A 26,711-nucleotide genomic window follows, 5' to 3' on the forward strand; every position below is an offset into this window, starting at 1 on the left:
AACCAGGAATCCGCATCATGATCTCGTCCCATCAAACCGCGTCATCGCTCGCGCCAGTCCCGCACGACACCGGCAACTGGCTGATCTTCCGCAAGCCGCGCCCCAAGGCCGAACTGCGGCTGCTCTGCTTCCACCACGCCGGCGGCGCGGCATTGGCCTATCGCAGCTGGACCGATCGCATGCCGGACTTCATCGACGTCTGCCCGGTGCAACTGCCGGGGCGCGGCACGCGCTACGGCGAGGACGCCCACACCCGCGTGGAGCGCCTGGTTCCGTCGCTGCTGCGGGCGATACGCCCGTTGCTGGACCGCCCGGTGGCGCTGTTCGGCCACAGCATGGGCGCCGCGCTGGCCTTCGCCACCGCCCAGGCGCTGGAGCGCAGCCAGACGCAGGTGCTGCACCTGTTCGCCTCCGGCCGCCGCCCGCCGCTGCCGGAATACCGCACCCAGCTGCACCGGATGGGCGACGCCGAGCTCACCGCCTACCTGCGCCAGTTGGGCGGCACGCCGGAAATCGTGTTCCAAGAGGAAGAACTGAAGCACGCGGTGTTCTCGCTGCTGCGCGCCGACCTGGAAATGAACGACCACTTCCAGGCCTCGTCGCCGCTGTTGAACGTGCCCATCACCGCCTTGGGCGGCGACAACGACGACCACGTGCCGGTAGCGGCGCTGGAAGACTGGCGGCGCCTCACCCACTCCAGCTTCAGCCGCCAGCTGTTCAGCGGCGGGCATTTCTTCGTCCGCGACATGGAGACCGCCGTGATCCAGCACGTGACTTCCACGCTGTCGGCCAGCGTGGCCTGCCCGTTGTGAGCGCCTTGCGGCAAGCGCTGGCCGCCTCCGGCCCGGCGATAGACGTGATCGCCGTCCCATTGGACGGACCGCGCTGCCCGGACGCGCTGTCGCCGGCGGAACGGCTGCATGCCGAGCGCTTCTTCCGCCCGCGCGACGGCGCCCGCTACGCCGCCGCCCGCAACGCGCTGCGCCACCTGCTGGCCGCCGCGCTGGACGCCGACCCGGCCAGGCTGGCGTTCGCCGCAGAAAGCGGCGGCAAGCCCTGGCTGCCGGCCCATCCGGAGTTGGGCTTCAATCTGAGCCATTCCGGCGACGCCGCCCTGGTGGCGCTGGCGCGCGGGCTGCGGCTCGGCGTGGACCTGGAACAGCGCCGGCGCGACGGCCGCGAGCTGGAGTGGCGAGGCATCGCCGAATCGTACTTCAGCGCGCGCGAGCGGCTGACGCTGGACGGCGGCGACGCCACGCGGCGCTTCCTGCGGATGTGGACCGCCAAGGAGGCCGTGCTCAAGGCGATGGGCAGCGGCCTGTCCGAACTGGCCGACGTGGAAATCGCGCTGGACCAGGCCGACCGGCCCCGGCTGCTGTCGGCCCACCGCGACCAATGGCGGCTGCAGGCGCTGGAAACGGAAGACGGCCACGCCGCCGCGCTGGCCCACGACGGCCCGCCACTGCCGCTGCGCCAATGGCGCACCCAAGAATTCACCCTATCCTTCCCCACCTGAGAGGACTCGACTCATGTCCAAGCTGCTTGAAGCGTTTCTGGCGTCCAACGCCTCCTATCCGGTCCTGTACAGCCAATTGACCGAACTGATCGGCGAAGCCGCCCACCTGCCGCCGCCGGCGCGCGAGCCCGGCAGCCCGCTGCGGCTGCTGTTCGCCGGCTATGCCGGCGGCGGCAACACCGGTTCCGATGTGCGGGTGGCCGAAATGATCCGCCAGGTGCGCGCCATCCTCGGCCGCGACCGGGTCGAGATCGGCCTGGTCGGCACCGGCGTGGAACTGCCGGAAGACCTGCAGGACGACGTCAAGCTGGAACTGGTGCAGGACTATTTCCCGGAATTCCTGATCCGCACCATCCGCGAGTACGACGGCGTGATCGCCTGCGACGGTTCCATGTTCAAATCCAATCTGTGCTGCATGCTGTCGGCGATGCTGGGCGGCGCGCTGGGCATGGCCGTCGCCAGCGGCCGGCTGGCGGTGGGCTACGGCGCCGAGGCCGGCAAGATGGAGCCGGAGCTGTCGGCCTTCATCTCCAGCCTGGGCAAGGGCCCGCTGATCCTGTGCCGCAACGAGGAGTCCAAGGCGGTGCTGCAGCCGCTGGGCCTGCGCGCCACCGGCGGCGCCGACACCGCCTGGACCTATCGGGCCGAGCCGGCCGACGCGATCCGCGAACGGCTGGTGCGGCTGGGCCTGGCCGACTTCCCGCTGCTGGCGGTATGTCCGATGAACCCGTTCTGGTGGCCGGTCAAGCCGGACCTGGTGAAGGCCCAGGAAATGGCCGAAACCGGCGCGCACAGCGAGCTGTTCTTCGGCAGCATCCTGTTCCACCCCGACAACGAATCGATCCGCAGCCGCTACAACGCCTACCTGGACGCGCTGGCCCACGCCGCGCGCCAATGGCAGCGCGACACCGGCGGCGGCGTGCTGATCATCGGCATGGACAAGGTGGACCGCGCCGCCTGCAACGACCTGGCCTCGCGCTTCGAACAGGCGCCGCCCATCGTCGCCAGCGGCGACATGCCGCCGCGCGCCATCGTCGGCCTGTTGCGCGCCGCCGACCTGCTGCTCAGCTCGCGTTTCCACGCCATCGTCACCAGCATGGAAGCCGGCGTGCCGGCGGTCGGCGTCAGCATGGACGAACGCATCGCCAATCTCTTGGGCAAGGACGAGATCGGCCGCCGCCTGCTGAAGGTGGACGCGCCGGACCTGGCGGACAAGCTGGTGGTCTCGCTGCGCCACGCCGAAGCCAACCGCCTGGACATCTCGCGCCAGACCCGCCAGTCGGTGGCCGGCCACCTGCGCGAGATGGCCGAGATGGGACGCCGTTTCGCCGAGGAAGTGCGCCGCTTCCACCCCGACATCGAGACCCCGGCCGACGACGCGCACTGGACCGCCTTCCTGCCGGAAATCAGCCCGGCGCTGCAGAGCCTGATCGCTCAGCACAACTAGCGCGGCAAAACGGCGGAACCTGTTCGAAATAACAGGGGGCGGCACCCTGGCGCGTTCGGACAATCAACATATTGCTACCGTGACGCGCAAGCGCCCCCCGTCAACCCCACCCCATCGCCTGCCCGCAGGCGATGGAGCCGTTTTCATCCGGAGATTTCCATGGCGAACCCCAGCCCCATCCCCGCCATTCGCGCGCCGCGCGGCAGTCGTCTTGCCCTGCCGGCGCTATTGATCATCGCCGGCCTGGCCGCCTGCTCCACCCCCAAGCCCAACGAAAGGGTGACCGGCGACGGCGGCAGCCGCCTGCTCAAGCTCAGCTCCAAACAAGTCACCGTCGACCTCACCCCCGCCGAGGAGCAGACGCTGTCCCAGATCCAGGACAAGACCTACTCGCGCGTGCGGGGTCCGTCCGCCGTCAACGCCAGCAGCAGCGCGCTGCAGGCGATGGGCTTCAAGCCGGTGACGGCCGACAAGGACACCATGCTGGTCGAAGGCGAGCTCAACCGCGTCGTCGGCGTGCGCTGGCGCGAAGCCATCCGCGCCATCTTCAAGGCCAAGGGCATCCCGCTGCAGGCCAAGCCCGATCACGAAAGCGTCAACGCGCTGGTGACGGTGCGCCCGGCCCAGAACGGCGAAACACTGGTGCGCGCCCGCTTCAGAGTCACCATCTGGGACACCAACGGCGACTCCAAGACCTCGACCGTGACCGACCCCAAGATGTACGACCGCTTCTTCTCGCTGCTGCAGGACTCCCTGTCCGGCAGAACGACCTCCTGATCCTGTCGCATCGCCGGCCCGCCCCCTCGTCATCGCGCCCCCGTTGCCCGAAAGCAGCACGCCCCGCGCCGGAACGGCGCGGGGCGTGCTTGACGGAACGACGCGGGAGACTGAGAGCCTCGCAGAAAGCCTGAGTCAAGACGCGACGCAGGATCAGGCTTTCTGTTAGCGGGTCTTAGAAGAACACCAGCGTCAGCAGCAGGAAACAAGGCAGCAGCACGGCGCCGGACCACAGCATATAGCCGAAGAAACCCGGCATCTTGACGTGGCGGTGCTCGGCGATGGCCTTGACCATGAAGTTGGGCGCATTGCCGATATAGGTCATCGCGCCCATGAAGACCGAGCCCATCGAAATCGCCAGCAGCGTGCCGGCCATCGGCCCCATCATCGTCGCCGCGTCGCCGGAGGCCAGGTTGAAGAACACCAGATAGGTCGGCGCATTGTCGAGGAAGCTGGACAGGATGCCGGTCATCCAGAAATACATGATGTCCAGCGGCTGGCCGTCCGGCCCCGCCACCGTCCGCACCAGGCCGGCCAGCGCGCCGTGATCGCCGGCGCGCAGGATGGCGATCACCGGCGCGATGGTGATGAAGATGCCGGCGAACAGCTTGCCCACCTCCAGTATCGGCAGCCAGTTGAACTCGTTGCCGGCCCGCACCTGCTTCGGCGTGATCCACAACGATACCAGCGCCAGCAGCAGCAGCACGGCGTCGCGCAGCAGGTTCTGCAGCTCCAGATGGACGCCGGGCAGCTCGATGGCGACGCCGGGCTTCCACAGCCCCGACATCAGCACCGCGGCCACCACGCCGGCCAGCAGCCAGAAATTGCGCTTGCCGTGCAGCTTCAGCGGCTTGTCGCGGCTGACGTCGACCGGCTTCAGCGTGCCCTCCGCCGCCTCTTTGGCGAATAGGTGGCGATCCAGGAAATAGAAGATCAGCAGCAGCAGCGCCGACAGCGTCAGCACCGGCGCCAGCATGTGCAGGAAGGTCCAGCCGAAGGTCACGCCCTTCAGGAAGCCGAGGAATAGCGGCGGATCGCCCAGCGGCGTCAGGCCGCCGCCGACATTGGCCACCAGGAAGATGAAGAACACCACCACGTGCACATTGCGCTTGCGGCCCTCGTTGGCGCGCAACAGCGGGCGGATCAGCAGCATCGCCGCGCCGGTGGTGCCCATCACCGAAGCCAGCGCGGTGCCTATCGCCAGCAGCGTGGTGTTCAGCCGCGGCGAGCCGTGCAGCGAACCCCACACCAGGATGCCGCCGGACACCGTGTACAGCGCGAACAGCAGGGCGATGAAGGGGATGTACTCGGTGAACAGCGCGTGCAGCAGCAGCGCGCCGGTCTGGCCCGGTCCGAAGGCGACGGCGAAAGGCAGCAGGAACAAGGCGGTCCACACCGCGGTGATCTTGCCGAAATGGTGGTGCCAGATGCCCGGCGCCAGCATCGGAAACAGCGCGATGGACAACAGGATGCCGGCGAACGGCGCGGCCCAGCCCAGGCTGAGCGTGGCGCCGTCCAGGTCGGCGGCGCGAGCGAGTGCGGGCAGCAGCAAGCCGCCCGCCAGTGCGATCAGTTTTTTATTCATCAGTCCTTCCCGAGCGGGCAGATGCCCATGAGACCCAAACGCAGCCGAGGCTGCCGGAACGTTCCCGGTTGTTGTTGTAGACGAACCGGCTTCCGGGTGCCGGTCCGTCCGGGCGGCCCCTCCCGCCCGAGACCGGCCGCGCGGGGCGGCCGGCGAATGCGGCGCTTAGCGGCTGCCCTTCTGGATGAACTCGATCTTGTAGCCGTCCGGGTCCTCGACAAAGGCGATCACCGTGGTGCCGTGCTTCATCGGACCGGCCTCGCGCGTCACCTTGCCGCCCTTGGCGCGCGCCATGTCACAGGCGGCGTAGGCATCGTCGACCTCGATGGCGATGTGGCCGTAGCCGCCGCCCAGATCGTAGGATTCGGTATCCCAGTTGTGGGTCAGCTCCAGCACGGTGTTCTCGGCCTCGTCGCCGTAGCCGACGAAGGCCAGCGTGAAGCGGCCCTCCGGAAAGTCGTTGCGGCGCAGCAGCTTCATGCCCAGCACGTCCTGGTAGAAGGCGATCGAGCGATCGAGCTGGCCGACGCGCAGCATCGTATGGAGCATTCTCATGGCGTTTTCCTTTTAAAGATCAGTCTAAGACAAACAGGCCGCCGCCGTGCTGGCGCAGCCAGCGGCGGGCATCCCGCCAGCCGGGACAGAGACGCTCGGTCTCGGCCCAGAACGCCGGCGAGTGGTTCATGTGTTCGAGGTGGGCCAGTTCGTGGGCGATGACGTAGTCGACCACCGCCAGCGGCGCCTGCATCAGCCGCCAGTTCAGCCGGATGCGGCCGTCGGCGCTGCAACTGCCCCAGCGCGTGCGCGCCGACGACAGCTGCAATGCGGCCGGCTTGCGGCGGCAATGGGCCGCCAGCAGCGCCAGGCGGCCGGGAAACAGCGTCTCCGCCTCGCGTTTCAGGAATTTGACCAGCACGGCCTTCAGCGCGTCGCGGTCGCCGTCGGCGACGCCGGACAACAGCAATTCGCCGCCTTCGCGCCGCGCCGTTTTGCGCGCGCCGCCGGTCAGCCGCAGCGCCATCGGCTCGCCCAGCAGCGTCAACCGGCTCAGATCCTCGCCGGCCTCCAGATGGCCGCGCTGGCGCAGCACATGGCCGACGATCCAGTCGTAGCGCTGCCTGAGCACTTGATGCAGCCGTTGTTGACTGACTCCGGGCGCGGCGATCAGTTCCACCACGCCCCCCTGCACCTTGATGCCTATGCTGCGACGCGCGCGGCGCGTCAGCAGCACGGGCACCTCGCCGTCAGGCAGAGGCAGGCGATGCCAGACGCTGGCGTTTTTCATCGGGATCGGCAAATGGACCGACGCCGCCGATCTCGCGCTGACGCGCCTCGATCCAGGCCTCGGCCTCGGCCATCATGGCCTCGGGACCGGCGTCTTCGCTCGGGTGGATGGCCGGACCGACCACGACGGTGATCTCGCCCGGATGCTTCAGAAAGGCGTTGCGCGGCCAGAACTCGCCGGCATTGTGCGCCACCGGCACCAGCGGCATGTCGAACTGCCTGGCCATGCGCGCGGCGCCCAGCTTGTATTTGCCGATCCGGCCCGGCCGGGTGCGGGTGCCTTCCGGAAACACCGTGATCCAGAAGCCGTGGCGCTTGCGCTCCAGGCCCTGCGCCAGCAGCCGCTGATTGGCGCCGGCGCGGTCCGAGCGGTTGATCATGATGGGATTCATCAGCACCAGGCCCCAGCCGAAGAACGGGATCCAGGCCAGCTCGCGCTTGGCGACATAGACCTGGAACGGGAAGATCTTCTGCAGCGCCAGCGTCTCCCAGCCCGACTGGTGCTTGGACGCGATCACCGACGGCACCGTCGGGATGTTCTCGCCGCCGATCACCCGGTATTTCAGGCCGATCACATGCTCAAGCATCCAGAACAGCGTCAGCGCCCAGCCGACGCCGAACACGTGGCGGTGGCGACGCGGCAGCGGTGCCGCCAGCAGCAACAGGGTGAAGAACAGCGGCGTGACGACGATCAGCGCCAGCCAGTACAAGAAATTGCGTATCCACAGACTGATCATGCTTGCAGCTTCTGCCTCAATGTTGGTTGATCAGATGCTCGGCGGCATCGTACAGGTCGTCGAACACCAGCGTGTTTTCCGGCAGGCCGCCCTTGGCCAGCGTCTTGCCGCCCTTGCCGGTCTTCACCAGCATCGGCTGGCCGCCGACGGCGGCGACGGCCTCCAGGTCGCGCAGGCTGTCGCCTATCAGCGGCAGGCCCTCCAGCTTGACATTGAAGCGCTCGGCGATCTCCAGCACCATGCCCGGCAACGGCTTGCGGCATTCGCAGCCGTGGTCCGGGCCGTGCGGACAGAACACCACCGCGTCGATGCGGCCGCCGGCCTGGCCGACCAGCCTGTGCATCTTCTCGTGCATCGCGTTCAGCGCGTGCACGTCGAACAGGCCGCGGGCGATGCCGGACTGGTTGGTGGCCACCACCACGCGCCAGCCGGACTGGGTCAGATTGGCGATCGCCTCCAGGCTGTGCTCGATCGGCACCCATTCGACGCTGTTCTTGACGAAGTCGTCGCGATCCTCGTTGATCACGCCGTCGCGATCCAGAATGACTAGTTTCAAGGCTTTCCCCATGGGGCGGAGGCCCGCGTCGCGGGCGTTCCGCCTTTCGTCTTGCCAAGCCGGACCCCAAGGTCCGGCGACTCCTGCGAACGCCCCGTCACCGGGGCGTCCGCGCGGCCTCAGTCGGCCAGCAGCGAGATGTCGGCGACGCGGTTGAACAGCGCGGCCAGGCCGGCCAGCAGCGCGATGCGGTTGGCGCGGATCCCGGCGTCGTCGGCCATCACCATCACGCCGTCGAAGAAGGCGTCCACCGGCGCCTTCAGGCTGGCCAGTTGCGCCAGCGCGCCGGCGAAGTCATGGGCGGCGAACTTGGCCTCGACGGCCGGCGCCAGCTCCCGCACCGCGGCGAACAGCGCCTGTTCGGCGGCCTCCTGCAACAGCGCGGCGTCGACGGCGCCGACTTCGCCTTCGGCCTTCTTCAGGATGTTGTTGACGCGCTTGTTGGCGGCGGCCAGCGCGGCGGCTTCCGGCAGCGACTTGAAGCCGGCCACGGCGGCCAGCACCGCGCGCACCTCGCTGATGCGGCTCGGCGCCAGCGCCAGCACCGCGTCGATCTCGTCGCCCTTGTAATCGGCGGCCAGGAAATTCTTCAGCCTGTCCATCATGAAGCCGAACACCTCGTCGACGACATTGGCCGACAGCTTGCCGGCCGGGAAGGCGGCGGCGACGATGGCCAACAGCTGCTTCAGGTCCAGATCGGCTTCCAGCGCCATCCGCACGACGCCGAGCGCGGCGCGGCGCAGCGCGAATGGATCCTTGTCTCCGGTCGGGATCAGGCCGATGCCCCAGATGCCGACGATGGTCTCCAGCTTGTCGGCCAGCGCCGCCGCGGTGGCGATCTTGCCTTCCGGCAAGGTGTCGCCGGCGAAGCGCGGGTGGTAATGGCCCTCGATGGCGGCGGCCACCTCGGCGTGCTCGCCGTCGTGCTGGGCGTAGTACATGCCCATGACGCCCTGCAGCTCCGGGAATTCGCCGACCATGTCGCTGACCAGGTCGGCCTTGGCCAGATAGGCGGCGCGGGCGGCCAGCGCCGCGTCGGCGCCGAGCTCGGCGCCGATGGCGCCGGCGATGCTCTGCAGCCGTTCCACGCGCTCCAGCTGCGAACCTATCTTGTTGTGGTAGACCACATTGGCCAGACGCGACAAGCGGCTGTCCAGCCGGTGCTTCTGGTCCTGCTCGAAGAAGAACTTGGCGTCGGACAGGCGGGCGCGCAGCACGCGCTCGTTGCCGCCGACGACGAAGGACGGGTCCTGCGGATCGATGTTGGACACCAGCAGGAAGCGGTTCATCAGCTTGCCGTTGCCGTCCAGCAGCGGGAAGTATTTCTGGTTCTGCTGCATCGTCAGGATCAGGCATTCCTGCGGCACTTGCAGGAATTCGGCCTCGAAGCCGGCCTCGAGCACCACCGGCCACTCGACCAGACCGGTCACCTCGTCGAACAGCGCGTCCGGCGCGGCGATGGTGGCGCCGAGCCGGGCGGCGACCTCGGCCAGCTTGTGGCGGATCAGCTCGCGGCGCGCGTCGAAGCTGGCGATCACCTTGCCCTCCTCGTGCATCGCGCGGGCGTAGCCGTCGGCGTCGGCGATGCCGACCTCGCCCTGCGACAGGAAGCGGTGGCCGCGGGTGACGTTGCCGCTAGACAGGCCCAGCACCTCGCCGGCGACGACCTGGTCGCCGTGCAGCATGATCAGGCCGTGCACCGGGCGGACGAACTGCATGTCGGAATCGCCCCAGCGCATCAGCTTCGGCGCCGGCAGCTTCTTCAGCGCCAGCGCCACCACCTCGGCCAGCACCGCGGACAGCGCCTCGCCGGCCTTGGTGCTGGAATAGGCGTAGACGTCCTGCTTGCCGTTGTTGACGATGGACAGCTCGGACACGTCGACGCCGCAGGAGCGGGCGAAGCCGGCCAGCGCCGGCGTCGGCTGGCCGTCCTTCAGGCCGGCGGCGGCCGCCGGGCCCTGACGGGTGACGCGCTGCTCCGGCTGCACGGCGAGCACGCCGGGCAGTTGCACCGCCAGGCGGCGCGGCGACGCGTACACCACGGCATCGGCGTCGGCGGCGGCAAACTGCATCCGCTTCAGTTCTTCGGTGATGGTCTGGGCGAAACTGGCGGCCAGACGCGGCAGCGCCTTAGGCGGCAGCTCCTCGGTCAGGAGTTCGATCAGCAGGGTTGCGTTCATTCTATTTCGGTTTCGATTATCGGGATGCGGCTCCGGCGGCCTCGCAAATCACCTTCATCATGGCGTGGGCGACCGAATCCTCGTTCACCGGCTGCCACTTCCAGGCGAAGCGCGGCACCGGAAACATGGTGGAAAACAGGTGTTTGTTGTTCTGGTCGAAATACTCGGACCCGACAAACACGTACTGGTACTGCTTGCAATCGGCGTAGCCGGTGGTGCGGCGAATGTAGAAATGCAGCTTGTAGGACTGCTCGTAACGCTGCTTGACGAAGCGTTCCTGATTGATGAAGTGGACCAGCCCGTCCTTGCCCAGCCAAAGCGAGTTGCCGTCTATCGCCAACTGCAGCTGACCGCCGTCCTGATACACCACCCAATCGGCCGCCGGCGCCGCCCAGGCCGGCAGTCCGGCCAGCAACAACATCGCCAAACAGACTCTCATCGTCGCTCCCATCGGTCGAGCCGGCACAGGCCGGCTCTAACAGCATAGGCAAACGCCATCAGCCCTTGCGGCACATCGGGAAGCCCAGGGCCTCCCGCGCGTCGTAATAGGCCTGCGCCACGCCGCGCGACAGATTGCGGATGCGGCCGATATAGGCGGCGCGCTCGGTCACCGAGATCGAGCCGCGCGCGTCCAGCAGGTTGAAGGTGTGGCCGGCCTTCAGAATCATCTCGTAGGCCGGCAGCGGCAGGCTGGCTTCCAGCAGCGTCTTGGCTTCGGCCTCGTAGTCGTTGAACTGGCGGAACAGCAGCTCGACATTGCTGTGCTCGAAGGCGTAGCGGGACTGCTCGACCTCGTTCTGATAGAACACATTGCCGTAAGTCACCGGCTGGCCGTCCGGCAGATGGGTCCAGATCAGGTCGTAGACGTTCTCCACGCCCTGCAGATACATCGCCAGCCGCTCCAGGCCGTAGGTGATCTCGCCCAGCACCGGCTTGCAGTCCAGGCCGCCCACTTGTTGGAAATAGGTGAACTGGGTCACTTCCATGCCGTTCAACCAGACTTCCCAACCGAGACCCCAGGCGCCCAGCGTCGGATTCTCCCAGTCGTCCTCGACGAAGCGGATGTCCTGCACCGTCGGATCGAGACCCAGTTCCTTCAAGGAACCCAGGTACAGTTCCTGGATATTGGACGGAGCCGGCTTCAGTACCACCTGGAACTGGTGGTGCTGGAACAGGCGGTTGGGGTTCTCGCCGTAGCGGCCGTCCTTCGGACGACGGCTGGGCTGCACATAGGCGGCGTTCCACGGTTCCGGCCCCAGGGCGCGCAGAAAAGTGGCGGTATGCGAGGTGCCGGCGCCCACTTCGGTGTCGTAAGGCTGCAAGAGCGCGCAGCCCTGGCGGTTCCAGTAGTGCTGCAGCGTGAGGATGATTTCCTGGAAGGTAAGCATAAACGAGGCGATAAGTGGACAAATAAACGTCGATTCTACCGCCTGACGCCCCCGACGCAAAGCCGGACCGGCCCGCGACGCCACCGACTATACCGAATAACACGATTGCCGGCGGGAAGCTCCCTATGCCTTCGACCATACGCATGAAGACCAGGCTCATTCTCCTGGCGCTGATCAATCTGGTGGCGCTCTTGGTGCTGACCGGCGCCGGCGCCGCGCAGCTGGCCGACATGGACCGCGACGTCGAGCGGCGGCTGGACGTCGCGCTGCGGCAAAGCCGGATCAACCGCGACCTGCAACTGGCCAATCTGCACTTCAAGATCCAGGTGCAGGACTGGAAAGACGTGCTGCTGCGCGGCAACGACGCCGCCGACTACGCCGCCTACCTCGCCGCCTTCGAACGCGAGAGCCGCGAGGTCGACCTGCGGCTGGACCAGACGGCGGCGGCGCTGCGCGACAGCGACCAGTCCAGCGTGGCCGTCGACGCCATCCGCGCCGAACACGGCCAGCTGAACGCCCGCTACCGCGCGGCGCTGGCCGACTTCCGCGGCGACGACAGGCTGTCCGGCCAGCGGCTGGACCGCCAGGTGCGCGGCATGGACCGCGGCATGACGACGCGGCTGTTGCGCGAGGCCGCGACGGTGCAGGACGGCTTCGAGCAGCTGATGCGGCAGCAAATCGTCGACACCGGCGCCAGCTACCGCCGGGCGCTGGCATGGTTCGGCGCCATCGCCGTCGTCAGCCTGCTGGCGCTGGCCGGCGCGATCGCCTACATCGGCGTCGGCCTGTTCCGCCAGGTCGGCGGCGAGCCGGCCATCGTCGCCGACATCGCCAAGCGGGTGGCCGATGGCGATCTGTCGCTGGACGTCAGGCTGCGCCCCGGCGACGACAGCAGCGTGCTGGCGGCGATGCGGCGCATGGTGGAGCAGCTGACCGGCGTGATGGAGGAATTGCGGCTGAACGCCGAACAGCTGGGCGTCAGCTCCGACCAGGTGTCGGCGACGGCCCAGGCGCTGAGCCAGAGCGCCTCGCAGCAGGCGGCCAGCCTGGAGGAGACCAGCGCCTCGGTCGAGCAGATTTCCGCCACCGTCGCCCAGAATTCGGAAAACGCCCACGTCACCGACGACATGGCCGGCCACGCCGCGGCCAGCGCCGGCGACGGCAGCCAGGCGGTGGGGCGCGCGGTGCGGGCGATACGCGACATCGCCGGCCGCATAGACGCGATAGACGACATCGCCTACCAGACCAATCTACTGGCGCTGAACGCCGCCATCGAGGCCGCCCACGCCGGCAGCCACGGCAAGGGCTTCACCGTGGTGGCGGCCCAGGTGCGCAAGCTGGCCGAACACAGCCAGACCGCGGCGCGCGAGATCGGCCAGCTGGCCGGCGACGGCGTGGCGATGGCCGAGCAGGCCGGCGCCGCGCTGTCGCAGCTGTTGCCGTCCATCCGCAAGACCGCCGGGCTGGTGCAGGAAATCGCCCATGCCTCGCGAGAGCAGAGCGAAGGCCTGCAACAGATCAATATCGCCGTCAGCCAGCTGTCGCACGCGACCCAGCTGGATGCGTCCACGTCGGAACAGCTGTCGGCCACCGCCGAGCAGCTGAACGCGCAGGCGCTGCGGCTGCGACGGATGCTCGCCTACTTCCGCACCGCGCCCGAGCGGCTGCCGGCATGAAAAAAGCGGCCCCGTGGGGCCGCTTCTGATGCGCGGAACGTCCGGCTCAGCGCCAGTCCAGGATCACCTTGCCGCTCTGGCCGGACAGCATGGCGGCGAAGCCCTGCTCGAACTCGTCGACCTTGAAGTGGTGGGTGATGATGGGGCTGATATCGAGGCCGGACTGGATCAGCGCGACCATCTTGTACCAGGTCTCGAACATCTCGCGGCCGTAGATGCCCTTGATCTCCAGACCCTTGAAGATCACCTGGTTCCAGTCGATCGCGGTGTTCGACGGCGGGATGCCGAGCAAGGCCACCTTGCCGCCGTGGTTCATCGTCTCCAGCATCTGGCGGAAAGCCTGCGGATTGCCGGACATCTCCAGGCCGACATCGAATCCCTCGGTCATCTGCAGTTCCTGCATCACCGTCTTCAGGTCCTCGCGGGCGACGTTGACGGCGCGGGTGGCGCCCATCTTCCTCGCCAGCTCCAGCCGGTAGTCGTTGACGTCGGTGATCACCACGTGGCGCGCGCCGACATGCCGGGCGATCGCCACCGCCATGATGCCTATCGGACCGGCGCCGGTGATCAGCACGTCCTCGCCGACCAGGTTGAACGACAGCGCGGTGTGCACGGCGTTACCGAACGGGTCGAAGATGGACGCCAGATCATCGGAGATGTCGTCCGGAATCGGGAAGGCGTTGAAGGCCGGGATCACCAGATACTCGGCGAACGCGCCCTCGCGGTTGACGCCGACGCCGGTGGTGTTGCGGCACAGGTGGCGGCGGCCGGCGCGACAGTTGCGGCAGTAGCCGCAAGTGATGTGGCCCTCGCCGGACACGCGCTGGCCGATATGGAAGCCCTGCACTTCCGAACCGATGCCGGCGACGACGCCGACGTACTCGTGACCGACATGCATCGGCACCGGAATGGTCTTCTGCGACCACTCGTCCCAGTTCCAGATATGGATGTCGGTGCCGCAGATCGCGGTTTTGACGATCTTGATCAACAGATCGTTGTGGCCGACTTCCGGCAGCGGAACGTCGGTCATTTCCAGGCCGGGAGCGGCCTTCAGCTTGGCTAGCGCCTTCATTTTCCAATCCAATCTATCGCCATGCGAGGTGACTCGGCCGCGTAGCGACGCAAGCCGCCGTACGACTTCGGCGACTTACGGGCCACGCCCCAATCCACTTTACATGGTTAGCTTGGTGGGTTACGGGCTGCGCCCCAACCCACCCTACATGATTCAAATCACGCCCAGCTCGCGACCGACCTTGATGAAGGCGGCCACCGTCTTCCTCACCTGCTCCTCGCTGTGCGCGGCGGACATCTGCGTGCGGATGCGCGCCTTGCCCTTCGGCACCACCGGGTAGGAGAAGCCGATCACATAGACGCCCTCGGCCAGCAGCCTGGCGGCCATCTCGCCGGCCAGACGGGCGTCGCCCAGCATCACCGGCACGATCGGATGTTCGCCCGGCACCAGCGTGAAGCCGGCTGCGCTCATTTCCTCGCGGAACAAGTCGGCGTTGCGGCGCACCTTGGCGCGCCGCTCGGCGCCTTCGCCACTCTTCAGGATGTTCAACACCTCGATGCTGGCGGCGGCGATGGCCGGGGCCAGCGTGTTGGAGAACAGATACGGGCGCGAACGCTGGCGCAGCAGGTCGACAATGGGCTGGCGCGCGGCGACGTAGCCGCCGGAAGCGCCGCCCAGGGCCTTGCCCAGCGTGCCGGTATAGATGTCGACGCGGTCGGCGACGCCGCACAGCTCAGGCGTGCCGGCGCCGGTTTCGCCGATAAAGCCCACCGCGTGCGAATCGTCGACCATGACGATGGCGCCGTGACGGTCGGCCACTTCGCACAGACCCTTCAGGTTGGCGATGATGCCGTCCATCGAGAACACGCCGTCGGTGACGATCAGCTTGAAGCGCGCGCCGGCCTGCTCGGCCGCCTGCAGCTGCGCCTCCAGATCGGCCATGTCGTTGTTCTTGTAGCGGAAGCGCTTGGCCTTGGACAGGCGCACGCCGTCGATGATGGACGCGTGGTTCAACTCGTCCGAGATCACCGCGTCCTCTTCGCCCAGCAGCGTTTCGAACACGCCGCCGTTGGCGTCGAAGCAGCTGGAATACAGGATGGTGTCGTCGGTGCCGAGGAAATCGGAAACGGCTTTTTCCAATTGCTTGTGGACCGACTGGGTGCCGCAGATGAAGCGCACCGACGCGCAACCGTAGCCGTATTCGTCCATGCCGGCCTTGGCCGCCAGCACCAGCCGCTTGTCGTCGGCCAGGCCCAGATAGTTGTTGGCGCAGAAGTTCAGCACCTGCTCGCCGCCGGCCAGCGCGATGCCGGCACTCTGCGGCGTGGCGATCACGCGTTCCGGCTTCTCGAAGCCGTCGGCCCGGATCTGCGCCAGCGTGGCCTGCAGATGGGCAAGATAAGTGTGGTTCATGACCATTCCTTGGATTGGCCGGACGCGTCGCGCGTCCGGACTGCGTCGCGCCCCGCCCCAGGCGGCGCGCACCGGAAAACTGTAGCCATTCTAGCCCAGCCGCCCCCCGACCAGCAGTGACAGTTGTCAGCGTTTTGGCGGCGCTTTGTCACCGTCATGCAATGTTGCGGCAACGTCCTCGTCCGCGTCGTCCCAGGCCAGCGGCTTCACGCCGGGCGGCAAGTCGGGCGGCGGCTCGCGCTTGGCCAGCCTGGCCAGGATGCCGGCCACGGTGGCGATCGGCGCGACGATCACCGCCACCCAGAACCAGGTGGAATGCAATACATCCATGGCATCGCTCCCAAAAAGACAAAGCCCCCTGCCGCATGCGGGCAGAGGGCGCGGCTCATCGATTCCTATTATCGGTCAACGGCGGCGCAGCAGGCGTGCGGCGTCCATCGCGAAATAGGTCAGGATGCCGTCGGCGCCGGCGCGCTTGAACGCCAGCAGGCTTTCCATCATGCACTTCTCCTCGTTCAGCCAGCCGTTCTGGAAGGCCGCCTTCAGCATCGCGTATTCGCCGGACACCTGATAGGCGAAGGTCGGCACGTGGAAGGTGTCCTTGACGCGGCGGATCACGTCCAGATAAGGCATGCCCGGCTTGATCATCACCATGTCGGCGCCCTCCTCCAGGTCCTGCGCCACTTCCTGGATCGCCTCGTCGATATTGGCCGGGTCCATCTGATAGTTGTTCTTGTCGGCCTTGCCCAGATTGGCCGACGAGCCCAGCGCGTCGCGGAACGGGCCGTAGAAGCCGGACGAATACTTGGCGGAGTAGGCCAGGATCTTGGTATGGATGAAGCCTTCTTCCTCGAAAGCCTCTCGGATCGCGCCGATGCGGCCGTCCATCATGTCGGACGGGCCGAACACGTCGACGCCGGCCTCGGCGTGGCACAGGCCCTGCTTGATCAGGATCTCGGTGGTCTCGTCGTTCAGCACATAGCCGTTGGCGTCCACCACGCCGTCCTGGCCATGTATGGTGTACGGGTCTAGCGCGCCGTCGGTCATCACGCCCAGTTCCGGGAAGCGCTTCTTCAGTTCGCGCACCACGCGCGGCACCAGGCCGTCCGGGTTATAGGCCTCGCGCGCCTCGTTGTCCTTGCCCTCGGTGATCACCGGGAACAACGACAACATCGGAATGCCCAGCTCCAACGCCTCCTCGGCCACCGGCAGCAGCTTGTCCAGCGTCAGCCTCGGCGCCCCCGGCATCGACGGCACGTCCACCACCTGGCCGCTGCCTTCCATGACGAAGACCGGATAGATCAGGTCGTTGGCGGTGACGACGTTTTCGCGCATCAGCCGGCGGCTGAACTCGTCTCTGCGCATCCGGCGCATGCGGGTGACCGGGAAATAGCGATTGGCAAAAATCATGACGGCTGGCCTCTGAATAAAGACAAGGTCAATTGTACGCCCATTATCGGCACCATGGCAGCCGCGCCGGGCCGGCTCGCCTGAGGTTTACTCATGGCTGCCATGCCGGGGCGGCAGCCGAGATTGCGCTTTTCGCAGACTGTTCCGTCATTGACATTTGCAAAAACACAACACCCCATCGTCATTAAATCGTTGTTTACAACTTGCTCAATACGCAAATCCATCCAGGCTTGTCGGACCCCTCTGAAAAAGGCCTATCAAGTCATTGATTTGAAAAATTTTGCTTTAAAAATATAGTTTTCATAGAAAAAATACTAACGTCATTAATATGCTGCTTTTCAAACTGTTAAGAAATGTTTCTTGACTACAAACTTACCGCCAAGACACACTGCCGGACCTGGTGACAAGGACGCAAAACCGCTTGCGCCAGATGCCCTAGAGGCAGATTCAAAAAACAAAGGATAGAGGAGAGATAGAGATGAAAAAGATCATCATCGCCGCCGCCGTCGCGGCAGCCGTGCCCGCGCTTGCCCACGCCGACGTGACCCTTTACGGCTCGCTGCGCGCCGGTATTTCCAGCACCAAGAACAGCACCAACAACTACACCTCGACCTTCGGCGTCGACGACTTCGGCAGCCGCATCGGCTTCAAGGGCAACGAAGACCTGGGCAACGGCCTGAAAACCATCTGGCAGGTGGAAACCGGCCTGTCGATGGACGGCACCTCCGGCTTCGCCAGCACCGACTCCGGCAAGCTGGCCAGCCGCGAGAGCTTTGTCGGCGTAGAAGGCGGCTTCGGCAAGCTGCGCGTCGGCTACCTGACCGACGTGCTCGGCGACAGCGAATCCACCGACAACCTGTACGGCCCGTTCCGCGACAATATGGGCACCGGCTTCCCGCTGTACGAAGCCACCGACGTGTTCGGCGCCTACGGCGACTCCCGCTTCAAGAACGGCATCCGCTACGACAGCCCGGACCTGTACGGCTTCAACCTCACCGCCCACTACGGCGCCGGCGAAAGCCAGACCGCCGGCCAGATGAAACAGGGCGACAAGGTCGGCCTGCGCCTCGCCTACCAGAACAGCGGCTTCTTCGGTTCCTGGGCCTACGCCGGCGCGATGAACACCAAGGGCGGCAGCAACAGCTCGACCAACCGTATCGAAGGCGGCTACAACGCCAACAACCTGTACCTGGCCGCCACCTATCAATGGGTGACGCTGTACGGCAACGCCCAGGCGCTGCCGGGCATCGCCAGCCTGACTCCGACCATCGCCACCGGCGGCAACAAGCTGGAAAACCAGACCTGGGCGGTCAACCTGGCCTATGCCTTCGGCAACTTCAAGCCGTCCATCGTCTACTCCAAGCGCGGCGACGCCAAGGTGGACGGCGTGCGCTACAGCCTGGGCGCCACCCAGTGGGCCGCCGCGCTCGACTACACGGTCAGCAAGCGCACGCTGCTGCAGGCCGGCTACGGCCAGGTGAAGGAAAACCGCGACGCGCAGTTCGCCAACGGCCACGCCAAGGACACCTCGTCCACCATCTGGGCGATGATGAAGCACAACTTCTAAGCGCCCCCGGCAAGTCATGGAATGTGCGGACAGCCGCCCCTCGGGGCGGCTGTCTCGCTTTCGGCGCCGATAAAAAAAGCCGGCCCGTTCGGGCCGGCTCTCGCCGCGGCATCGACGCCGCTTATTCGAAGAAGTCGCGCAGCTTGTCCATGAACGACTTCGAGCGCGGATTGTGGGTGGCCACGTCGCCCTGGCTGATCGCCTCGAACTCGCGCAGCAGCTCCTTCTGGCGTTCGGTCAGCTTGACCGGGGTCTCGACGATCACATGGCAGTGCAGATCGCCGAACTCGCTGCCGCGCACCGCCTTGACGCCCTTGCCGCGCAGACGATAGACGCGGCCGCTCTGGGTTTCCCCGGCGATCTTGACCTTGGCCATGCCGTCCAGCGTCGGAATCTCCACCTCGCCGCCCAGCGCCGCCGTCGAAAACGAGATCGGCATCTCGCAATGCAGGTCCATGCCGTCGCGCTGGAACACCGCATGCGCCTTGATATGGGTGACCACGTACAGATCGCCGGCCGGACCGCCGTTCTGACCCGGCTCGCCCTCGCCGCCGAGACGGATGCGGTCGCCCTCGTCGACGCCGGCCGGAATCTTCACGTTCAGCGTCTTGGTGGTCTTCTTCTGGCCGGCGCCGTGGCAGCTGGTGCACGGATCGGAGATCTGCTTGCCGCTGCCGTGGCAGGTCGGGCAGGTCTGCTGGATCGAGAAGAAGCCCTGGCTCATCCGCACCTGGCCGTGGCCGCCGCAGGTCGAGCAGGTCTTGGGCTGGGTGCCCGGCTTGGCGCCGCTGCCGTTGCAGGTGGAGCACGCCTCGTGCGACGGAATGCGGATCTGCTTCTCGCAGCCGCGCGCCGCCTCTTCCAGCGAGATTTCCATGTTGTAGCGCAGATCGGCGCCGCGGTAGACGTTGGAACGTCCGCCGCCCGCGCCCGCGCCGGCCCCGCGGCCTCCGCCGAAGATGTCGCTGAAGATGTCGGCGAAATCGCCGAAGCCGCCGAAGCCCTGTCCGCCGCCGCCGGCCTGCGGATCGACGCCGGCATGGCCGAACTGGTCATAGGCGCCGCGCTTCTGGCCGTCGGACAGGATCTCGTAGGCTTCCTTCACCTCCTTGAACTTGTCTTCGGCTTCCTTGCTGTCCGGATTGCGGTCCGGATGGTATTTCATCGCCAGCTTGCGATAGGCCTTCTTGATGTCGTCTTCCGACGCATCGCGATTGACGCCCAGCACATCGTAATAATCTTTTTTCGACATTGTCTTTCACTCTCTGGTCGGCCCGGTCCTGCCCGGCGCAACCGTGTCGCTCGATACGGCAAAGGCACAGAGGCCGGTGGAGACGCCTCCCCCATTCCCTGTGCCTCGATCAGTGAGACCAGACGCTTACTTCTTGTCTTTCACTTCTTCGAACTCGGCGTCCACCACGTTGCCGTCGTCCTTCTTGTCGGCTTCCGGCTGCGCGCCGCCCTCGGCGCCCGCTTCGGTCTGCGCCTGGGCGTACATGATCTCGCCCAGCTTCTGGCTAGCCTTGGCCAGTTCCTCGGCCTTGGCTTCGATCGCTTCCTTGTCGTCGCCCTTCACCACGTCCTCGGCTTCCTTCAGCGCCGATTCGATCTTGGCCTTCTCGTCGGCGCCGATCTTGTCGCCGTGCTCGGACAGCGATTTCTTGATGCTGTGGATCAGACCTTCGGCGTGGTTGCGCGCGGTCACCAGCTCATGCAGCTTCTTGTCTTCCTCGGCATTGGCCTCGGCGTCCTTCACCATGCGCTCGATCTCGGCCTCGGACAGACCGGACGATGCCTGGATGGTGATGTTGGCCTGCTTGCCGGAAGCCTTGTCCTTGGCCGACACGTGCAGGATGCCGTTGGCGTCGATGTTGAACTCGACCTCGATCTGCGGGATGCCGCGCGGCGCCGGCGGGATGTCGCCCAGATTGAACTGGCCCAGCGACTTGTTGGCCGCGGCCTTCTCGCGCTCGCCCTGCAGCACGTGGATGGTCACCGCGGTCTGGTTGTCGTCGGCGGTGGAGAAGGTTTGCGACGCCTTGGTCGGGATCGTCGTGTTCTTCTGGATCAGCTTGGTCATCACGCCGCCCAGCGTTTCAATGCCCAGCGACAGCGGGGTCACGTCCAAGAGCAGCACGTCCTTGCGGTCGCCGGACAGCACCGAGCCCTGGATCGCGGCGCCGACGGCCACCGCTTCGTCCGGGTTCACGTCCTTGCGCGGCTCCTTGCCGAAGAACTCCTTGACCGCGTCCTGCACCTTCGGCATGCGGGTCTGGCCGCCGACCAGGATCACGTCGGTGATGTCGGACAGCGACACGCCGGCGTCCTTCAAGGCCACGCGGCACGGCTCGATCGAGCGGACGATCAGGTCGTCGACCAGGCTTTCGAACTTGGCGCGGGTGATCTTCATCGCCAGGTGCTTGGGACCGGTGGCGTCCATCGTGATGTACGGCAGGTTCACTTCGGTCTGGGTCGCGCTGGACAGCTCGATCTTGGCTTTCTCGGCGGCTTCCTTCAGACGTTGCAGCGCCATCACGTCCTGCTTCAGATCGACGCCCTGCTCCTTCTTGAATTCGGTGACGATGTAGTCGATCACGCGCTGGTCGAAGTCTTCGCCGCCCAGGAAGGTGTCGCCGTTGGTCGACAGCACTTCGAACTGGTGCTCGCCGTCCACATCGGCGATTTCGATGATGGACACGTCGAAGGTGCCGCCGCCCAGGTCGTACACCGCGATCTTGCGGTCGCCTTCCTGCTTGGCCAGGCCGAAGGCCAGCGCGGCCGCGGTCGGCTCGTTGATGATGCGCTTCACTTCCAGACCCGCGATGCGGCCGGCGTCCTTGGTGGCCTGGCGCTGGCTGTCGTTGAAGTAGGCCGGCACGGTGATCACCGCCTCGGTCACTTCCTCGCCCAGGTAGTCCTCGGCGGCCTTCTTCATCTTGCGCAGCACTTCAGCGGAGATCTGCGGCGGAGCCAGTTCCTGGTCGCGCGCCTTGACCCAGGCGTCGCCGTTCTTGGCCTTCAGGATTTCGAAGGGCATCAGGTCGATGTCCTTCTGCACTTCCTTGTCCTCGAAGCGGCGGCCGATCAGGCGCTTCGCGGCGTAGATGGTGTTTCGCGGATTGGTCACCGCCTGGCGCTTGGCCGGCGCGCCGACCAGGATCTCGCCGTCTTCGACGTAGGCGATGATGGACGGCGTGGTGCGGTTGCCCTCGGCGTTCTCGATTACTTTCGGATTGCCGCCTTCGATGACCGCCACGCAGGAGTTGGTGGTGCCCAGATCGATACCGATGATTTTACCCATGATTCAATTCCTTTCTTCCGATTCGTTTCCGTCCGGCGCTGTTCTTGTCGATAGCCGGAACCTGTTGTCTCAATAAATATTGGCTATGCCCGTCTTTTCAAGAGGCGGGCATGCGCCTTTTTTCATTCCTTGGCCTTGGCCACCACCACCATCGCCGGACGCAGCACGCGGTCGGCCAGCAGATAGCCCTTCTGCATCACGCGCACCACGGTGTTCGGCTCGGCGTCGGACGCCTCGGCGCTCATCGCCTGGTGCTGGTGCGGGTCCAGCTTGTCGCCGGCCTTCGGCGCGATATCCTTGATCTGGGCCTTCTCGAAGGCGGAGACCAGTTGCTTCAGCGTCATGTCCACGCCCATCTTCAGCGTGTCGATCTGGCCGCTCTGGTCCAGCAGCGCCATTTCCAGATAGTCCTTGACCGTCACCAGCTCGGCGGCGAACTTGCCGATCGCGTATTTGTGCGCGGCGGCCACTTCGTCCTGGGCGCGGCGGCGCTGGTTTTCCATCTCGGCGCGGGCCCGCAGCAGCGTGTCGTTCAGTTCGGCGATTTCGGCTTCCAGCCCGGCAATATGCTGCTCGGGGGTCTGCTCCAGCTCGGTATGCGCCGCGCTGGCGGCATCGGTCGCTTCATCGGCTACGGCTTCGGCCGCCGGATTCAGATTTTCTTGCATGACGTTTCCTTGGAATTGCACCGGCTAAATTTGATGTCCAGACCCAAGGTAGGGACTCTTGCGGCGATTTCAAGCCCTGCGCGCTTATCTCCGGCGAAAGATGACGCCGCGCGATGCGCGTATTTCAACTGTCATTTTTTCGCATTGAAAACATTTCCGCGCGCCCGTCGATTCGTTTAAAACCGTGTTTTGTTAGCTTATGAAAACACAGTGTTTTTTCTGTGCTGCACTGCACACAACGCGTTTTTTTTGTGCTTATAATGGGCCCACGCCACGCAGCAAACCGCCGCGGCGCCGCAACGGCGCGCTGCCGGCGGCCGAGAAAAATCGGGCCGATCAAGCCCGGTTTCGACAAAAATCCGGAACACCGGATGCGCTTTACCGCTATGAGGACGCCGGCCCCGGCCGGCGAGCACAGAAACGTTTCGAGAAGGGTTCCAAACATGACGACTCGCGAACAACGCATTGCAGCCATTCAGAAGGACTGGGACGAGAATCCGCGCTGGAAAGGCATCAAGCGCGGCTACAGCGCCGCCGACGTCGAGCGCCTGCGCGGCTCGCTGCAGATCGAACACACGCTGGCCCGCCGCGGCGCCGAAAAACTGTGGCAGCTGGTCAACCACGAGCCGTACATCAACTGTCTGGGCGCGCTGACCGGCGGCCAGGCGATGCAACAGGTGAAAGCCGGCGTCAAGGCGATCTATCTGTCCGGCTGGCAGGTCGCCGCCGACAACAACGAATACTCGGCGATGTATCCGGACCAGTCGCTGTACCCGGTGGACTCGGTGCCCAAGGTGGTGGAGCGCATCAACAACACCTTCACCCGCGCCGACGAAATCCAGCATGCCAAGGGCCTCGAACCGGGCGATAGCGCCTACGTCGACTACTTCGCCCCCATCGTCGCCGACGCCGAAGCCGGCTTCGGCGGCGTCTTGAACGCCTACGAGCTGATGAAGTCGATGATACGCGCCGGCGCCGCCGGCGTGCACTTCGAGGACCAGCTGGCCTCGGTGAAGAAATGCGGCCACATGGGCGGCAAAGTGCTGGTGCCGACGCAGGAGGCGATCCAGAAGCTGATCGCCGCGCGTCTGGCGGCCGACGTCTACGGCGTGCCGACGCTGGTGATCGCCCGCACCGACGCCGAGGCGGCCGACCTCTTGACCGGCGACGTCGACCCGAACGACGAGCCGTTCCTGACCGGCGAGCGCACCGCCGAAGGCTTCTACAAGACCAAGAAGGGCCTGGAGCAGGCGATCAGCCGCGCCGTGGCCTACGCCGACTACGCCGACCTGGTGTGGTGCGAGACCGGCACGCCGGACCTGGAGTTCGCCCGCAAGTTCGCCGAAGCCGTCCACGCCAAGCATCCGGGCAAGCTCTTGGCCTACAACTGCTCGCCGTCGTTCAACTGGAGAAAGAATCTGGACGACGCCACCATCGCTCGCTTCCAGCGCGAGCTGGGCGCGATGGGCTACAAGTACCAGTTCATCACGCTGGCCGGCATCCACAGCATGTGGTTCAACATGTACGACCTGGCGCAGGACTACGTGGCGCGCGGCATGTCCGCCTATGTCGAAAAAGTGCAGGAGCCGGAGTTCGCCGCCCGCGACCGCGGCTACAGCTTCGTGTCGCACCAGCAGGAAGTCGGCACCGGCTACTTCGACGACGTCACCACCGTGATCCAGGGCGGCGCCTCCAGCGTCACCGCGCTGACCGGCTCCACCGAGGAAGAGCAGTTCCATTAAGCCGCCATAAGCGGCGAACCGAAGGCCCGCGTACCCCGCGGGCGGTGCCGCCCCGCCTCACGGCCGGGCGGCATTTTCACATTTGAACGGAGAACGACATGAGCCTGGCCACCACCGATCTGTGCGACGCCTTCGACGCCGAAATCCAGGTGCTGGAGCCGATCTTTCTATCGTTCGGCGGCAACATCCGCTTTCACGGCCCCATCGCCACGCTGAAGCTGTTCGAGGACAACAGCCTGGTGCGCGCGATGCTGGGCGAGGCCGGACGCGGCCGGGTGCTGGTGGTAGACGGCGGCGGCTCGCGCCGCTGCGCGCTGCTGGGCGATCAACTGGGCGAGCTGGCGGTGAAGAACGGCTGGGCCGGGCTGGTGCTGGACGGCTGCGTGCGCGACAGCGCGGCGCTGGGCAAGCTGCCGCTGGGCGTCAAGGCGCTGGCGACGCACCCGCGCAAGTCGGTGAAGCTGGACGCCGGCCAGCGGGAGCTGCCGCTGCGCGTCGCCGGCTGCGACATCCTGCCGGGCCACTGGCTGTACGCCGACGAGGACGGCGTCATCGTCAGCGCCCGCGAGCTGATCTGATAAGCCTGCCGAGACGATCAGTAGCCGCCGCTGCGAGGATGCACCGGCAGCACGCCCTGGGCGTTGGCGGTGCCCCACTCCAGCCGCTGCTCCCACCAGGTGTGATGCTCCGGCACCAGAATCTCCGGCGTGTCCAGCGAGGCGGCGGTGATGTCGATCTCTTCCGGATCGGATTCGTGGAAATAGGTCAGCGTGGAGCCGCAGTGCGGACAGAAGCCGCGCGACACCGCGGCAGAGGAATGGTATTGCGTCGGCTTCTCGCCGCGCCACTCCAGTTCGTGCACCCGCATCGTGAACCAGGTGACGAAGGCCGCGCCGCTGGCGCGCCGGCAGCTGCGGCAATGGCAGTGGGTGATATGAAACGGCGTGCCGCGCAAACGGTAGCGCACCGCACCGCACAAGCAACCGCCAGTCAGCCCCATCAGCATGCCCGCCTCCGTTGCAACGATGCGCCACCGTCGGGCCGCCGTCGGCGCCCGACCCCGTTTCTTTCACTATGCCTCAGCCATGCTGCAAGTGCAAAAAAACCATCGCGGCCGACCTTGTCCGCCGCCGGGACATGTGGCCGACATCACATACAATGAAATAGGCCCGCCACCGGAAAACCATCATGCGCCCAACTCTCGCCTCCCTGCTGCTCTGTCTGGCGCTGCCGCACGCGACCGCCCGGGCCGCAGAAGCGGACCGCTCCCCGGTAGCGATCTGCGACGACGGCGAGGAGTGGCCGCCGTTCACCTACTACCGCCGCGTCGACGGCAAGCCGACAACGGAGATCACCGGTTTCTCCGTCGAGGTGATAGGCGCCATCCTGGCCAAGCACGGCATTCCGTTCACCATCACGCTGCCGCCGTGGAAACGCTGCCTGGCCTCGATAGAGGCCGGAGAGAACTACGTGATGGCGCTCAGCGCCAGCAAAAGCCCGGAACGGGAGAAGCGGTTCCTGTTTTCCGCGCCCTACTATCAGACCCACTATTACGCGTTCTACGCGAAAAACCGCTTCCCCCGGGGACTGAAGCTGGATGCCCAGTCCGATCTCAACCGCTATCGGCTCGGCGGCGTCAAAGGCTACGCCTACGCCAAGCTGGAGGCGGTGGACAAGGGCAGGATGATACTGGCCGCCAGCTACCCCGAACTGATCAAGATGATGAAGGCCGGCCGGCTGGACGTGTTCGCCGAGGATTACGAAGTCATCATCGGCCTGGCCAGCATAGGCGTGCTGGACGCCGCCTGGGACGCGGACATCGGCCATCTGCCGCTGCCCGGCGCCAACGCCAATCCCTTCCACATGATATTCAGCCGCAGCAATCCTCGCGGCGAGCAGCTGAGGCGGCTGGTGGACGAGGAGCTGGACGCGATGCGCCGCTCAGGGCAGCTGGCCCGGCTGCTGGCCAAATACGTGAAGCGCTAGGCCGCGTCCAAAAGCAAATCGCCGCGGACAGCCTCCAGGCTGCCTCGCGGCGATGGCGAAAACGCGGACGATCAGGCCGGCTGGGTCGGCGTCGCGCCCTTCACCTCGGTCAGGCGGTTGTCGCCGTCGACGAAGACCAGCTTCGGCGAATGGCCCTTCAGCTCGGCGTCCTCGTACTGCGCGAACGAGGCAATGATCAACAGATCGCCCGGCGCGGCGCGGCGCGCGGCCGAACCGTTGACCGAGATCACGCCGGAACCGCGCTCGGCCTTGATCGCGTAGGTGGCGAAGCGCTCGCCGTTGGTGACGTTCCAGATCTGCACTTCCTCGTATTCGAGAATGTCCGCCGCTTCCAGCAGGTTCTCGTCTATCGCGCAGGATCCGATGTAATGCAGCTCGGCATGCGTGGTGGTCACGCGGTGGAGCTTGGATTTCAGCATATTGCGTTGCATGATGGCCTTCCTTG

General features: G+C 66.0%; 27 protein-coding genes. 9 read left to right on the plus strand and 18 right to left on the minus strand.

Annotation, left to right across the window (positions count from 1 at the left end):
• Positions 1-17: 17 nt before the first annotated feature.
• From CXB49_RS14100 to CXB49_RS14115, 4 genes are all read left to right on the plus strand, one after another.
• Positions 18-812, plus strand: a complete 795-nt coding sequence (locus tag CXB49_RS14100; protein WP_101708996.1) for a thioesterase II family protein — start codon at positions 18-20, stop codon at positions 810-812.
• On the plus strand, positions 809-1,516 hold the full coding sequence (locus CXB49_RS14105; protein ID WP_101708997.1) for a 4'-phosphopantetheinyl transferase superfamily protein: 708 nt from the start codon (positions 809-811) through the stop codon (positions 1,514-1,516). Before CXB49_RS14100 ends, CXB49_RS14105 begins: the two co-directional genes overlap by 4 nt.
• A gap of 13 nt (positions 1,517-1,529) precedes the next feature.
• Positions 1,530-2,963, plus strand: a complete 1,434-nt coding sequence (locus CXB49_RS14110; RefSeq protein ID WP_101708998.1) for a polysaccharide pyruvyl transferase family protein — start codon at positions 1,530-1,532, stop codon at positions 2,961-2,963.
• Between the two features lie 159 nt (positions 2,964-3,122).
• Positions 3,123-3,740 carry a hypothetical protein gene (locus CXB49_RS14115; protein WP_101708999.1) on the plus strand — a complete coding sequence of 206 codons (618 nt, stop codon included), beginning with the start codon at positions 3,123-3,125 and terminating at the stop codon, positions 3,738-3,740.
• 175 nt (positions 3,741-3,915) lie between these two features.
• Here the strand turns inward: CXB49_RS14115 and CXB49_RS14120 are convergent, their stop codons facing one another.
• The 8 genes from CXB49_RS14120 to glyQ all read right to left on the minus strand — a co-directional run bounded on the left by CXB49_RS14120 (position 3,916) and on the right by glyQ (position 11,470).
• Entirely contained in the window at positions 3,916-5,325 is a 1,410-nt protein-coding gene (locus CXB49_RS14120) for a sodium:proton antiporter (protein WP_101709000.1), read from the minus strand.
• Between the two features lie 165 nt (positions 5,326-5,490).
• Positions 5,491-5,880, minus strand: coding sequence for a lactoylglutathione lyase (gene gloA / locus CXB49_RS14125; RefSeq protein ID WP_101709001.1), 390 nt, complete (start codon positions 5,878-5,880; stop codon positions 5,491-5,493).
• A gap of 19 nt (positions 5,881-5,899) precedes the next feature.
• Complete coding sequence (locus tag CXB49_RS14130) at positions 5,900-6,610, minus strand: M48 family metallopeptidase (RefSeq protein WP_101709002.1); 711 nt, start codon at positions 6,608-6,610, stop codon at positions 5,900-5,902.
• The gene (locus CXB49_RS14135) at positions 6,570-7,346 is read right to left on the minus strand and encodes a 1-acyl-sn-glycerol-3-phosphate acyltransferase (protein ID WP_101709003.1); all 777 of its coding nucleotides are present in this window, start codon (positions 7,344-7,346) and stop codon (positions 6,570-6,572) included. The genes CXB49_RS14130 and CXB49_RS14135 overlap by 41 nt, the downstream gene beginning before the upstream one ends.
• Positions 7,347-7,362: 16 nt before the next feature.
• Positions 7,363-7,902 (minus strand): D-glycero-beta-D-manno-heptose 1,7-bisphosphate 7-phosphatase, encoded by a 540-nt coding sequence (gene gmhB / locus CXB49_RS14140; protein ID WP_101709004.1) that lies wholly within the window; start codon positions 7,900-7,902, stop codon positions 7,363-7,365.
• A 119-nt stretch (positions 7,903-8,021) separates the two neighbouring features.
• Positions 8,022-10,082, minus strand: a complete 2,061-nt coding sequence (glyS, locus tag CXB49_RS14145; RefSeq protein ID WP_101709005.1) for a glycine--tRNA ligase subunit beta — start codon at positions 10,080-10,082, stop codon at positions 8,022-8,024.
• Positions 10,083-10,098: 16 nt separating this feature from the next.
• Positions 10,099-10,521 (minus strand): surface-adhesin E family protein, encoded by a 423-nt coding sequence (locus CXB49_RS14150; protein WP_199406692.1) that lies wholly within the window; start codon positions 10,519-10,521, stop codon positions 10,099-10,101.
• Positions 10,522-10,579: 58 nt separating this feature from the next.
• Positions 10,580-11,470, minus strand: coding sequence for a glycine--tRNA ligase subunit alpha (gene glyQ / locus CXB49_RS14155; protein ID WP_101709007.1), 891 nt, complete (start codon positions 11,468-11,470; stop codon positions 10,580-10,582).
• Between the two features lie 143 nt (positions 11,471-11,613).
• On the opposite strand from glyQ, the gene CXB49_RS14160 reads away from it, so the two are divergent.
• Entirely contained in the window at positions 11,614-13,146 is a 1,533-nt protein-coding gene (locus tag CXB49_RS14160; protein WP_233492808.1) for a methyl-accepting chemotaxis protein, read from the plus strand.
• A gap of 46 nt (positions 13,147-13,192) precedes the next feature.
• Here CXB49_RS14160 and tdh read toward each other — a convergent pair whose 3' ends face one another.
• From tdh to CXB49_RS23600, 5 genes are all read right to left on the minus strand, one after another.
• Complete coding sequence (tdh, locus tag CXB49_RS14165) at positions 13,193-14,218, minus strand: L-threonine 3-dehydrogenase (protein ID WP_101709008.1); 1,026 nt, start codon at positions 14,216-14,218, stop codon at positions 13,193-13,195.
• Positions 14,219-14,371: 153 nt separating this feature from the next.
• Positions 14,372-15,571 carry a glycine C-acetyltransferase gene (locus tag CXB49_RS14170; RefSeq protein ID WP_101709009.1) on the minus strand — a complete coding sequence of 400 codons (1,200 nt, stop codon included), beginning with the start codon at positions 15,569-15,571 and terminating at the stop codon, positions 14,372-14,374.
• Between the two features lie 126 nt (positions 15,572-15,697).
• A complete protein-coding gene (locus CXB49_RS14175; protein WP_101709010.1) occupies positions 15,698-15,901 on the minus strand; it encodes a hypothetical protein in 204 nt (67 codons plus the stop codon).
• A 75-nt stretch (positions 15,902-15,976) separates the two neighbouring features.
• Complete coding sequence (gene hemB, locus CXB49_RS14180; protein ID WP_101709011.1) at positions 15,977-16,981, minus strand: porphobilinogen synthase; 1,005 nt, start codon at positions 16,979-16,981, stop codon at positions 15,977-15,979.
• Positions 16,978-17,205: a hypothetical protein gene (locus CXB49_RS23600; protein ID WP_158300870.1), complete on the minus strand. Its 228-nt coding sequence runs from the start codon at positions 17,203-17,205 to the stop codon at positions 16,978-16,980. Before CXB49_RS23600 ends, hemB begins: the two co-directional genes overlap by 4 nt.
• A 254-nt stretch (positions 17,206-17,459) precedes the next feature.
• On the opposite strand from CXB49_RS23600, the gene CXB49_RS14185 reads away from it, so the two are divergent.
• Positions 17,460-18,548, plus strand: coding sequence for a porin (locus CXB49_RS14185; protein WP_101709012.1), 1,089 nt, complete (start codon positions 17,460-17,462; stop codon positions 18,546-18,548).
• Positions 18,549-18,669: 121 nt separating this feature from the next.
• On the opposite strand, the gene dnaJ is transcribed toward CXB49_RS14185, so the two are convergent.
• The 3 genes from dnaJ to grpE form a co-directional block, all read right to left on the minus strand.
• The gene (gene dnaJ, locus CXB49_RS14190; protein WP_101709013.1) at positions 18,670-19,800 is read right to left on the minus strand and encodes a molecular chaperone DnaJ; all 1,131 of its coding nucleotides are present in this window, start codon (positions 19,798-19,800) and stop codon (positions 18,670-18,672) included.
• Positions 19,801-19,926: 126 nt separating this feature from the next.
• The gene (gene dnaK, locus CXB49_RS14195; RefSeq protein WP_101709014.1) at positions 19,927-21,849 is read right to left on the minus strand and encodes a molecular chaperone DnaK; all 1,923 of its coding nucleotides are present in this window, start codon (positions 21,847-21,849) and stop codon (positions 19,927-19,929) included.
• A gap of 122 nt (positions 21,850-21,971) precedes the next feature.
• Positions 21,972-22,517, minus strand: coding sequence for a nucleotide exchange factor GrpE (gene grpE / locus CXB49_RS14200; protein WP_101709015.1), 546 nt, complete (start codon positions 22,515-22,517; stop codon positions 21,972-21,974).
• Positions 22,518-22,960: 443 nt separating this feature from the next.
• On the opposite strand from grpE, the gene aceA reads away from it, so the two are divergent.
• Positions 22,961-24,259: an isocitrate lyase gene (gene aceA, locus CXB49_RS14205; protein WP_101709016.1), complete on the plus strand. Its 1,299-nt coding sequence runs from the start codon at positions 22,961-22,963 to the stop codon at positions 24,257-24,259.
• A 98-nt stretch (positions 24,260-24,357) separates the two neighbouring features.
• A complete protein-coding gene (gene rraA, locus CXB49_RS14210; RefSeq protein ID WP_101709017.1) occupies positions 24,358-24,837 on the plus strand; it encodes a ribonuclease E activity regulator RraA in 480 nt (159 codons plus the stop codon).
• A 17-nt stretch (positions 24,838-24,854) separates the two neighbouring features.
• Here rraA and CXB49_RS14215 read toward each other — a convergent pair whose 3' ends face one another.
• Complete coding sequence (locus tag CXB49_RS14215) at positions 24,855-25,265, minus strand: GFA family protein (RefSeq protein ID WP_233492809.1); 411 nt, start codon at positions 25,263-25,265, stop codon at positions 24,855-24,857.
• A 182-nt stretch (positions 25,266-25,447) separates the two neighbouring features.
• Here CXB49_RS14215 and CXB49_RS14220 point away from each other — a divergent pair, with 182 nt between their 5' ends.
• Entirely contained in the window at positions 25,448-26,245 is a 798-nt protein-coding gene (locus CXB49_RS14220; protein ID WP_101709018.1) for an ABC transporter substrate-binding protein, read from the plus strand.
• A 71-nt stretch (positions 26,246-26,316) separates the two neighbouring features.
• On the opposite strand, the gene panD is transcribed toward CXB49_RS14220, so the two are convergent.
• Positions 26,317-26,697 (minus strand): aspartate 1-decarboxylase, encoded by a 381-nt coding sequence (gene panD, locus CXB49_RS14225; protein ID WP_011135189.1) that lies wholly within the window; start codon positions 26,695-26,697, stop codon positions 26,317-26,319.
• Positions 26,698-26,711: the final 14 nt, after the last annotated feature.

The sequence above is a fragment of the Chromobacterium sp. ATCC 53434 genome (assembly GCF_002848345.1).
Lineage (GTDB): Bacteria > Pseudomonadota > Gammaproteobacteria > Burkholderiales > Chromobacteriaceae > Chromobacterium.

Excerpts from the sequence above, each read along its gene's own strand:
- CXB49_RS14100 (WP_101708996.1), top strand. The coding sequence starts at position 18 with ATGATCTCGTCCCATCAAACCGCGTCATCGCTCGCGCCAGTCCCGCAC.
- CXB49_RS14110 (WP_101708998.1), top strand. The coding sequence starts at position 1,530 with ATGTCCAAGCTGCTTGAAGCGTTTCTGGCGTCCAACGCCTCCTATCCG.
- CXB49_RS14115 (WP_101708999.1), top strand. The coding sequence starts at position 3,123 with ATGGCGAACCCCAGCCCCATCCCCGCCATTCGCGCGCCGCGCGGCAGT.
- CXB49_RS14120 (WP_101709000.1), bottom strand. The coding sequence starts at position 5,325 with ATGAATAAAAAACTGATCGCACTGGCGGGCGGCTTGCTGCTGCCCGCA.
- gloA (WP_101709001.1), bottom strand. The coding sequence starts at position 5,880 with ATGAGAATGCTCCATACGATGCTGCGCGTCGGCCAGCTCGATCGCTCG.
- CXB49_RS14130 (WP_101709002.1), bottom strand. The coding sequence starts at position 6,610 with ATGAAAAACGCCAGCGTCTGGCATCGCCTGCCTCTGCCTGACGGCGAG.
- CXB49_RS14135 (WP_101709003.1), bottom strand. The coding sequence starts at position 7,346 with ATGATCAGTCTGTGGATACGCAATTTCTTGTACTGGCTGGCGCTGATC.
- glyS (WP_101709005.1), bottom strand. The coding sequence starts at position 10,082 with ATGAACGCAACCCTGCTGATCGAACTCCTGACCGAGGAGCTGCCGCCT.
- CXB49_RS14150 (WP_199406692.1), bottom strand. The coding sequence starts at position 10,521 with ATGAGAGTCTGTTTGGCGATGTTGTTGCTGGCCGGACTGCCGGCCTGG.
- glyQ (WP_101709007.1), bottom strand. The coding sequence starts at position 11,470 with ATGCTTACCTTCCAGGAAATCATCCTCACGCTGCAGCACTACTGGAAC.
- CXB49_RS14160 (WP_233492808.1), top strand. The coding sequence starts at position 11,614 with ATGAAGACCAGGCTCATTCTCCTGGCGCTGATCAATCTGGTGGCGCTC.
- tdh (WP_101709008.1), bottom strand. The coding sequence starts at position 14,218 with ATGAAGGCGCTAGCCAAGCTGAAGGCCGCTCCCGGCCTGGAAATGACC.
- CXB49_RS14170 (WP_101709009.1), bottom strand. The coding sequence starts at position 15,571 with ATGAACCACACTTATCTTGCCCATCTGCAGGCCACGCTGGCGCAGATC.
- CXB49_RS14175 (WP_101709010.1), bottom strand. The coding sequence starts at position 15,901 with ATGGATGTATTGCATTCCACCTGGTTCTGGGTGGCGGTGATCGTCGCG.
- hemB (WP_101709011.1), bottom strand. The coding sequence starts at position 16,981 with ATGATTTTTGCCAATCGCTATTTCCCGGTCACCCGCATGCGCCGGATG.
- CXB49_RS23600 (WP_158300870.1), bottom strand. The coding sequence starts at position 17,205 with ATGGATTTGCGTATTGAGCAAGTTGTAAACAACGATTTAATGACGATG.
- CXB49_RS14185 (WP_101709012.1), top strand. The coding sequence starts at position 17,460 with ATGAAAAAGATCATCATCGCCGCCGCCGTCGCGGCAGCCGTGCCCGCG.
- dnaJ (WP_101709013.1), bottom strand. The coding sequence starts at position 19,800 with ATGTCGAAAAAAGATTATTACGATGTGCTGGGCGTCAATCGCGATGCG.
- dnaK (WP_101709014.1), bottom strand. The coding sequence starts at position 21,849 with ATGGGTAAAATCATCGGTATCGATCTGGGCACCACCAACTCCTGCGTG.
- grpE (WP_101709015.1), bottom strand. The coding sequence starts at position 22,517 with ATGCAAGAAAATCTGAATCCGGCGGCCGAAGCCGTAGCCGATGAAGCG.
- aceA (WP_101709016.1), top strand. The coding sequence starts at position 22,961 with ATGACGACTCGCGAACAACGCATTGCAGCCATTCAGAAGGACTGGGAC.
- rraA (WP_101709017.1), top strand. The coding sequence starts at position 24,358 with ATGAGCCTGGCCACCACCGATCTGTGCGACGCCTTCGACGCCGAAATC.
- CXB49_RS14215 (WP_233492809.1), bottom strand. The coding sequence starts at position 25,265 with ATGCTGATGGGGCTGACTGGCGGTTGCTTGTGCGGTGCGGTGCGCTAC.
- CXB49_RS14220 (WP_101709018.1), top strand. The coding sequence starts at position 25,448 with ATGCGCCCAACTCTCGCCTCCCTGCTGCTCTGTCTGGCGCTGCCGCAC.
- panD (WP_011135189.1), bottom strand. The coding sequence starts at position 26,697 with ATGCAACGCAATATGCTGAAATCCAAGCTCCACCGCGTGACCACCACG.